The organism is Shewanella aestuarii (assembly GCF_014647215.1).
In the GTDB taxonomy this organism is placed as follows: Bacteria; Pseudomonadota; Gammaproteobacteria; order Enterobacterales; family Shewanellaceae; genus Shewanella; species Shewanella aestuarii.
The window spans coordinates 111,052-120,277 of record NZ_BMOT01000011.1; the positions used below are offsets into that span (position 1 = coordinate 111,052).

Below are 9,226 nucleotides of genomic sequence, written 5' to 3' on the forward strand. Positions count from 1 at the left end.
CTGAGTGAGATTTTTGTGTGCAAATGGCATGTGTGGATTAAACTTTGTTAATCCACACAAATAGCTAATGACAATGCTGAAAAGGCTTGTTAGGGGAGGTTGATTTTTACACAATATTTTTTTGCGCATTATTGAGAACGGTGACAATCTCATTTGCGGTTTTAAACACTCTTAACTCGCGAAACAGTGCATCAGCTTCAGGGTATTGCCTATTTAAATAACAAAACCATTGCTTAATGCGTCCTGGCAGATAGTCTGACTTCTTATCATCAACCTGTTTTTGGGTATAACTTAATAATAAATTTAAGGTTTCTTCCCAAGTATATGGTTTGCTACCCAGCTTAATGCAAGCGCCTAAGTTAGGTAATGAAATCGCCCCGCGGCCAATCATAATATTGTCACAACCGGTAACATCCATACACCGTTTCGCATCCGCCTCGCTCCAAATTTCACCGTTGGCAATAACAGGGATAGGTAAACGCTTTTTGACTTCAGTAATATATTCCCAATAGGCAGGCGGCTTATAGCCATCGACTTTGCTGCGTGCATGAATAGCAATTTCTGTTGCTCCTGCTTCATATATCGCAAGTGCATTTTCCATAAAGAGTGATTTATCTTCGTAGCCTAAACGAATTTTAGCTGTCACTGGCTGATGAGCTGGTACAGCTTGGCGCATCGCTTTCACTATATTATGTATATTATCAGGGTACTGCAGTAATACTGCGCCACCTTTGCTTCTGTTGACTATTTTCGCTGGACAACCAAAATTAGCATCCACACCACGCGAACCTAGCTCAACCGCCCTAAATGCGTTTTCAGCCATCCAGTTTGGTTCTTGACCGAGTAATTGTACTCTAACGGGAGTGCCATTTGGGGTTAAGCCATCTTTGTGTAACTCAGGACAGAGTTTGTAATAGACTTTTTCGGGTAGCAGTTGATCCACCACGCGAACAAACTCGGTGACGACTAAATCAAACGGGTTAATAGTAGATAAAATATCACGCATTAAATTATCAACTACACCTTCCATCGGTGCTAATACAAGTCGCACAGTATTCTCTCAGCTTGGATAAAGGGCGCTATTTTAACCTTAAACATGCACTATGCCAGTGTTAGTTTTACTTGCTAACAATTTAAAAACTAAAAACGTATTGAAACCATCACGATATACTCTATGATTAACTATCTTGATCATTTCCTAGCACAGTCGGGGTCGATTAAAGTGACCGAGTTAAAATAAATAATATTTTTTTGAAATATATTATTAGCTCACTAGGTCTATATCTGTAAGCCAGCAATGATGTTGGTCATCATTCAATTTTTTAAAAGGAATCATAATATGAACTCAGTTAAGCAAACTACCCTCGCAGTCGCTTTAGGTGCAGTAGTAATGAGTGCTGGCATAGCAACAGAAGCACAAGCAAATCCCTTTGGTTTTGAGCAATTAACCCAAGGTTACCAATTAGATGGTGGTGAAGGTAAGTGCGGAGAAGGTAAATGTGGCGGCGACATGAAAAAGTCTGCTGAAAAAGCCAAAGAGGGTAAGTGTGGTGAAGGCAAATGTGGCGGCGACATGAAAAAGTCTGCTGAAAAAGTCAAAGAAGGTAAGTGTGGCGAAGGCAAGTGCGGTGGCGACATGAAAAAGTCTGCTGAAAAAGCCAAAGAAGGTAAATGTGGTGAAGGTAAGTGTGGTGGCGATATGAAGAAAGCTGTTGAGCAAGGTAAAGAAGCCAAAGCTAACATGGAAAAATCTCAAGAAGGTCAATGTGGCGGTAAAAGATAATTATCTTTTAATCAGTTAACGACTTTCTAAATAAGGCCTGTTTTCAGGCCTTATCTTATTTATACTCTGTTGAAATTTATCTATTTCTATTAATGATAAATAACTATCTTGCTGTAAGGGTCTTTTATGTCCATCAAAGATAAAGTGGCTTCAACTGCAATGGTTGGCTTGGGTCTAAGACGAGAAATGCTAACTGAGTTTTGTCAGTTAACGCCGCCACAAATTGAGTTTTTTGAAGTCGCTCCAGAAAACTGGATGACCCTTGGTGGCAAATATGGTCGTCAATTCAAACAACTTACTGAACAACATCCTTTTTTTTGTCATGGCTTATCTTTATCAATTGGTAGCCCAGCACCGCTTGATACCGACTTTGTACAAAACATTAAACGCTTTTTAGACTTACACCATATTGAGGTGTATTCAGAACATTTAAGTTATTGTTCTGGGACTGGCCATATGTACGACCTCATGCCAATTCCGTTCACTGATGAAGCTGTTATCCATACCGCACAACGCATCAAACAAGTTGAAGATATTTTAGAGCGGCCGTTTATTTTAGAAAATGTGTCCTTTTATGCCGCGCCTGGTGCGCAGATGACTGAACAAGCATTTGTCAATGCTGTGCTTGCTGAAGCTGACTGCAAACTGTTACTTGATGTAAACAACATTTATGTAAACTCCATTAATCATCAATATGATGCGCATAAATTTTTGGCATCTATGCCAACAGAACGCATCGCCTATTTGCATATTGCTGGACATTACCAAGAAGATATCGATTTAATGGTTGATACCCATGGTGCTGATATCATCGATCCCGTATGGACTTTGTTACAAAGCTGCTATGAAATTCACGGGGTGCGTCCCACGCTATTAGAGCGCGACTTTAATATCCCGCCCACTGAAATCCTATTGGGTGAAATTAATCAAATCCACGCCTATCAGCAACATGCTAATGATGCTTTGAAAGTAAGGAAAGCCTAATGAAGTTTACTGATATTCAGCAGGGCTTTATGGATTACATCCGTGATCCAAGCCAACCCTTACCCAATGGTATTGAACCAAGACGAATGGTGATTTACCGTGAGCTATTTTTTAATAATGTGAATGGTTTTGTTTCAAGCGCCTTTCCTGTGCTTAAAAGCCTCTATGAAGAGCAGGATTGGTTAGCTTTAGTACAGCAATTTTTTGCTGAACATAACTGCCACACGCCAATCTTTGTTGAAATAGCAGGGGAGTTTTTGGCATTTTTACAGCAATATGAAATTAAAGACTCTGATCCTAAGTTTTTACTGGAGCTAGCGCACTATGAATGGTTAGAGTTAGTTGTCGCCACTAAACAATTGAGCGATCAGCAACAAATATTAGAAGCCGATTTACTACTATCCAAACCATTGCAGCTGTCTGTTTGCGCCAAAGTAGCGCAGTATCAATATGATGTTCAACATATTAGTGTTGATTATCAACCGATTGAGCCACCTTCACAGCCACAGTTTTTCTGTGTGTATCGTAATGTGGAAGAGGAAGTTTCATTTTTGCAATTAAACCCTCTCACAGCGCAAGTTTTAGCGTTAATCGAACAGCGTACTCAACAACAAACGAGTATCAGCTTCGACGAGATTATTCATGAGCTCATCGGGTTTTACCCGCATATGCACCCTGACACTATGACAAACGGCTGCGTTCAGATGCTTAAGCAAATGGTTGAAAAGGGCATAGTCGTGACCACGCGTTAATTGATAGCAAATAAGCCTTAAAATATTTATGGTTTTTATTGGGAATTAATAGAAGTAGAATGCGCGCGTTGTGAGGAAGTTCACATTTTATCCGCGCGCACAGCGGTTTTATGTTAACTCGAACACAAGTTCAACAATACTCTGTACTTTTGCCCAAGGACATTCCATGAACGAGCCGTTTAAAGATCCATTTAATGCCTTTTATTTAATTGGTTTTATTCTTGTTTTACTTATTCCAACATTGCCAGCATCATTATCTTGGTTAAAGTTTGCAGGCTTAATCTAAACACTAATTTAGGCTACAATGTGCTTTAGTGTTATAAACCACTCATTAAGGAGTGGTTTTTTGTTTTGAGGTTGGTTAAAAGTTATGGTGATAAAGCGTGGCTTATATCTTATTGTCGGTTTACTGAGTTTGTTACTTGGTGTGATAGGGATAGTCGTACCTTTATTGCCAACAGTGCCATTTATTTTATTAGCAGCATTTTGTTTTGCGCGTTCAAGTGAACGCCTACATAGGTGGTTAATGAGCCACCCTTGGTTTTCTGAAGCATTAAACAATTGGCAAACTAAAGGTGCGTTAAACAAAACCTTAAAACGCCGCGCTATGATAATGACCACACTCAGTTTTGCCATCAGCATTAGCGTGGTGCCGTTAATCTGGGTAAAGGTGATGTTGTTGGTGATGCTATGTGGTTTGTTGATTTATTTGTGGCAGCTCCCAGAGTTAACAGATTAATAGCGCAATGGTTGCATGCCATTCACAACAGGCTTAAGATCCTGTTAATTGTTAAACGAGTCCCCTAAGGGGCTTTTTTATTGAAACCCCATTTAAAGAGTTTTCATTATGATGAATAAAGACAGTTTAGCGCTGATCAAGCAAAGCATTAAAACCATTCCTGACTATCCAAAAGCAGGCATTATGTTCCGTGATGTCACCAGTCTTTTAGAAAGTGCTGAAGCTTACAAAGCAACAATTGCTTTATTGGTCGCACATTATCAATCTAAGGGATTTACCAAAGTAGTTGGTACGGAAGCGCGTGGGTTCTTATTTGGAGCACCGTTAGCACTTGAGCTCGGTATTGGTTTTGTTCCAGTACGTAAGCCAGGAAAATTACCTCGTGCCACAATAAGCCAAACTTATGAGCTTGAATATGGTAAAGATACATTAGAAATTCACACCGATGCCATCAATGCTGAAGACAAAGTGCTGGTGATTGATGATTTACTTGCTACCGGTGGCACGATTGAAGCTACGGTAAAACTTATTCGCCAATTAGGTGGTGAAGTAGAACATGCCGCTTTTGTTATATCACTGCCAGAAATAGGCGGTGAAGCACGATTAAAATCCATGGGTATCGAAGTGTTAAGCTTGTGCGAATTCGAAGGCGAGTAAATCGATAATTTATCCACCCACAATTGTTGATAAAGCCAGCTAATAGCAGCCAAACAATAGCCTGTAGCAGTTTTGCATGTTATTGTTTGGCGTAATTAGTGGGAGTTATTCCCGCACTGTTTAGCTTGGGGAATTGCATGTCTTATCAGGTGTTAGCCCGTAAATGGCGCCCTGCCAAATTTGAGCAAATGGTTGGTCAAGCGCATGTGTTACTGGCGCTAACTAATGCATTAAGCCAACAACGTTTGCATCATGCCTATTTATTCACTGGTACTCGCGGCGTGGGTAAAACCAGTTTAGCGCGTTTGTTTGCCAAAGGGTTAAATTGCGAACAGGGCGTGACAGCAAATCCTTGTGGTGTTTGTTCAAGTTGTGAAGAAATTGCTCAAGGTCGATTTGTCGATTTAATTGAGGTTGATGCGGCTTCGCGTACCAAAGTGGATGACACTCGCGAGTTATTAGATAACGTCCAATATCGTCCTTCACGCGGCCGCTATAAAGTGTACCTTATTGATGAAGTGCACATGCTGTCTCGTAGCAGTTTTAATGCGTTATTAAAAACCTTAGAAGAACCGCCAGAGCACGTAAAATTCCTGTTAGCAACAACCGACCCTCAAAAATTACCGGTCACTGTGCTATCGCGCTGTTTACAATTTAATTTAAAAAGTCTGTCGCAAGATGAAATTGCCAAGCAACTCGATTTTGTATTAACTCAAGAGCAATTACCATTTGAGAACCAAGCATTAACTCTGTTAGCCAAAGCTGCCAATGGCAGTATGCGTGATGCATTAAGTTTAACGGATCAGGCGATTGCATTTGGCTCTGGGCAAGTGATGCACCAGCAGGTTCAATCAATGCTTGGCAGTATTGATCAACAGCAAGTGATTGCTTTACTGAAAGCCCTTTGTGATGCCGATATTGAACCTTTGATGACAACAGTTGCTAAAGTGCTCGCTTTTGGCGCGGATGCACAGGAAGTGTTACGCAGTTTGTTAGAATTACTGCATCAAATTACTTTAACCCAATTTGCTCCAGCAGCAGCGCAATCCTCTTTATATAGCGAACAAATATTGGCTTTTGCTCAGCAAATATCAGCAGAACAAATTCAGCTTTATTATCAAATGCTATTAGCTGGACGCAAAGACTTGCCTTTTGCTCCTGATCCTAAATCGGGTTTAGAAATGGCCCTGTTAAGAGCCGTTGCTTTTGTGCCGGAAAAGCAGACTAAACGTTGGGTTACGGATACCGCCGCTAAATTAGAGTTACCCCCCATAGATGAAAGACCCCAAGAGGTCACAGAGACTCGCCCAAAGTCTGACACTGATCATGGCGTTCATGCGCTGAGTGCTGCAAATTCTCACGTCAACGCAATGGATAAACAAGCGAGTAGTGATAACTTGGCCCTTGTTGTTGAACCAATCCATTCTGCATCGAATTCTGAGAAATCTGCGTTGGCATCTAAGCCTGCATCAGAATCATCCTTGGCTTTAACGGATGGAGACTTTGATGAGAATGCCGACAGTAAGCCAGAAAATACGCATACATTGGCCGAATCCGATGACTGTGCAGAGTTAATTGCCCAACAAGCTATGTTGCTTAACCAAGCAGAAAGTATGGGGTTTGTTCACTCTGCTAGTGTTAAAACTGGCAGTCAGGAGCTAACTGGGTTAGATAAGCAAAATATCAACAGCAATGATGAATCACAAACTCTCATTGAGCCAGCACCCTTAACCGCAAATGATGCCACTCAAGCAACAAATGCTAAAGACGCAGTTGAGGAGCTGGATAAACCTAATGCGGCTGATGAAACACTCACTCAAGCTCTTAACGTTCCTTCATCTCAAGCTGGCACAAATCGAGTAATAACAGAGGACCCATCCTCTTTTTCAGTACAAGATGACGCTTACTTTGATGCTGATTATCCTCAAAATGAAGAGGATGACAGTAACAGCGATTATGAAGATTATCTTGCTTATAATCAGCAATCTGAAACTTCCTTTCAAGCTACATCGGCAGCGAAAGAAGATGCATTAAGGCAAAATGCTGCCATTGATGAACCGCAGTGGGGAGCTTCGATAATTGCGTCCGCTGATGAAGCTGAACTCGATCCATTAGATGATATTTTAGATTTAGTACTCGCCAGCAGGGACTCGTTATTAGCTGAAGTCAGCGCGCATAAAGCTCAGGATGAAGCTGATGCGTCCAATAAAAAGGCTGCAGATAAACAGCAAGCTAAAATTACCGCATCGCAGGCGAAACTGGGGGCAGTGAATACAGTCGATATTAAATCGGATGAACCGGCTCATTCGCCACAACCTTCAATGGTTGATGAACCGGCGCAGCATACGCACTCACTAAGGCAGCCAGATAATGCTTCAGCTGAAAAAAAGTCTCCCGATATATATGACCGCCCCCCCTGGGAAGCACCATCGGCAGAAGAGCTAGCATTAAATGCCGCTCAGCAAGCCGAAATGGTTGCAATTGACACTGCTGAATCCACTTCTGCAACCCATGTCGAAACAACAGCGTTAACCAATGAACAAATGGTTACGGCAAAAGCTGTTGAGTTAATTGTGCAAGATGATAGCCACACAAGCTTAGCGGCCCTTGCAGAGACTGGCATCACTGAGGCTAACATCACTGAGGCTAACATCATTGAACATAGATCTACTGAACTTAGTGCCATTGAGCTGAGTGACATTGGTCATAAGATTACCGGAAATGAAGTTGATCTGCATTGGTATCAAGTGATGGCGCAAGTCAAAGTGGGTGGACGAGTGCGTCAACTTGGGGTGAACTCTTTATGCCAAGCAGTGTCGAACCCCATACAGTTAACCTTAAAGCCGGATCAAAAACATTTATGTGCTGATATTGCCATTGAACAGCTTCAAGTGGGGTTGTCAGCATTTTTAGAACAGGATATTCAGGTCATTGTCGATATTGGTCAAGACGCTAATCGCGAAACCCCACTTGAGTTACGTAAACGTTTTCATAAAGAATTAGTGCAACAGGCTAAACAGTCAATATTGGCCGATGATCATGTGCAATGGATGATAAACCAACTTGCGGCGCAGTTAGATGCCGATTCGGTTGTGTATCCACAAGAGCAGCTGACTAATGTGGCGCAGCTTATCCCTGCATTGTTGGATTAATCATTCAGTTTCATTTTGAATCAACCGACAGTAAAAGATTTAGCCTAAATGGCTTCAATAGGTTAGCAGACTCGCAAATTTACATTTACCAGTTTGCTAATCGAGATAATTTCAGTAAGATTAGGCCAATTTGGCACCTTGCTAAAACCCATTATTTAATAGAAAAGAGACTTAATTATGTTTGGAAAAGGCGGCATGGGCAACTTGATGAAGCAAGCCCAAATGATGCAAGACAAAATGGCTAAAGTGCAAGAAGAAATCGCCCGTATGGAAATGACTGGTGAATCAGGTGCTGGCTTAGTGAAAGTGACAATGACGGGTACACACAATGTGCGTCGTGTGGAAATAGATCCAAGCTTAATGGAAGACGACAAAGAAATGCTGGAAGATTTAATTGCAGCAGCCTGCAATGATGCAGCCCGTCGTGTAGAAGAAAACCAGAAAACTAAAATGGCAGAAGTCACTGGCGGTATGCAATTACCACCAGGGATGAAAATGCCATTTTAATTAATGATCGAAATAACAAATATAAGGCTCATGTTTACGCATGAGCTTTTTTATTTGCTCAGCCAAAAATTGACAATGACTTTAGTTGTTAAAAATGGGGCGTGATTATCGTCACTTAGGTGCAATTGTTTATGCATAATGTACAAAATATCACTTTGATGTTGTTGTTCCTCTTGCTACAAATTGGCTGTTCGGCGCAAAAGTTGGATAACTCTAATGATGATTCTAGTCAGGTTGAAATAACCACTTGCTACAAAAATATTCATTCTTTTGAGGGCGTAACCGATATAGAAATTATCATAGTCAAACGTACAGGCGATAATCTTAACGGCATTTATCATTGGTTACCCGCTTTCAAAGATAAAAGGTTAGGGGAGTTTGTTGGCGTTGCTACGTCTTCTAATCTGGCCGATGTGATTTACTCTTTTGAGCAAGAAGGTGTGCGAAATCAAACTCAACTGCAACTCGAGTTTACACAAGAGTTTATCTCCATTTCTGGAGGTGAAAAATCAACAGGTTTGAATCGAAAATTGAAAAAAGTGAAGTGTGACTAGCTTGCTCAGTCACTATGAAGCTGTTTAGGATTATATACCCAAACAACCTGAAGATGCTCGATTTCAGCAAGAATTTACACGCGTTTAGGCAAGGCATT

The 9,226-nt window shown here is 41.1% G+C and carries 9 protein-coding genes; 8 read left to right on the plus strand and 1 reads right to left on the minus strand.

What is annotated here, in order from left to right; genetic code table 11:
- Positions 1–106 precede the first annotated feature (106 nt).
- Positions 107–1,051, minus strand: a complete 945-nt coding sequence (locus IEY03_RS14915) for a tRNA-dihydrouridine synthase (RefSeq protein ID WP_188843122.1) — start codon at positions 1,049–1,051, stop codon at positions 107–109.
- Between the two features lie 288 nt (positions 1,052–1,339).
- On the opposite strand from IEY03_RS14915, the gene IEY03_RS14920 reads away from it, so the two are divergent.
- The 8 genes from IEY03_RS14920 to IEY03_RS14955 all read left to right on the plus strand — a co-directional run bounded on the left by IEY03_RS14920 (position 1,340) and on the right by IEY03_RS14955 (position 9,128).
- Positions 1,340–1,783 carry an HvfA family oxazolone/thioamide-modified RiPP metallophore gene (locus tag IEY03_RS14920; RefSeq protein WP_188843124.1) on the plus strand — a complete coding sequence of 148 codons (444 nt, stop codon included), beginning with the start codon at positions 1,340–1,342 and terminating at the stop codon, positions 1,781–1,783.
- 126 nt (positions 1,784–1,909) lie between these two features.
- Entirely contained in the window at positions 1,910–2,767 is an 858-nt protein-coding gene (locus IEY03_RS14925) for an HvfB family MNIO-type RiPP peptide maturase (protein ID WP_188843126.1), read from the plus strand.
- Positions 2,767–3,519, plus strand: a complete 753-nt coding sequence (locus IEY03_RS14930) for an HvfC family RiPP maturation protein (protein ID WP_188843128.1) — start codon at positions 2,767–2,769, stop codon at positions 3,517–3,519. Before IEY03_RS14925 ends, IEY03_RS14930 begins: the two co-directional genes overlap by 1 nt.
- A 370-nt stretch (positions 3,520–3,889) precedes the next feature.
- Positions 3,890–4,258 carry a YbaN family protein gene (locus IEY03_RS14935; protein ID WP_188843130.1) on the plus strand — a complete coding sequence of 123 codons (369 nt, stop codon included), beginning with the start codon at positions 3,890–3,892 and terminating at the stop codon, positions 4,256–4,258.
- Between the two features lie 105 nt (positions 4,259–4,363).
- Positions 4,364–4,915 carry an adenine phosphoribosyltransferase gene (gene apt / locus IEY03_RS14940; protein ID WP_188843153.1) on the plus strand — a complete coding sequence of 184 codons (552 nt, stop codon included), beginning with the start codon at positions 4,364–4,366 and terminating at the stop codon, positions 4,913–4,915.
- A 137-nt stretch (positions 4,916–5,052) separates the two neighbouring features.
- Positions 5,053–8,067 (plus strand): DNA polymerase III subunit gamma/tau, encoded by a 3,015-nt coding sequence (gene dnaX, locus IEY03_RS14945; protein WP_188843132.1) that lies wholly within the window; start codon positions 5,053–5,055, stop codon positions 8,065–8,067.
- Between the two features lie 177 nt (positions 8,068–8,244).
- Complete coding sequence (locus tag IEY03_RS14950) at positions 8,245–8,574, plus strand: YbaB/EbfC family nucleoid-associated protein (protein ID WP_188843134.1); 330 nt, start codon at positions 8,245–8,247, stop codon at positions 8,572–8,574.
- Positions 8,575–8,705: 131 nt separating this feature from the next.
- A complete protein-coding gene (locus IEY03_RS14955) occupies positions 8,706–9,128 on the plus strand; it encodes a hypothetical protein (RefSeq protein ID WP_188843135.1) in 423 nt (140 codons plus the stop codon).
- Positions 9,129–9,226 lie beyond the last annotated feature (98 nt).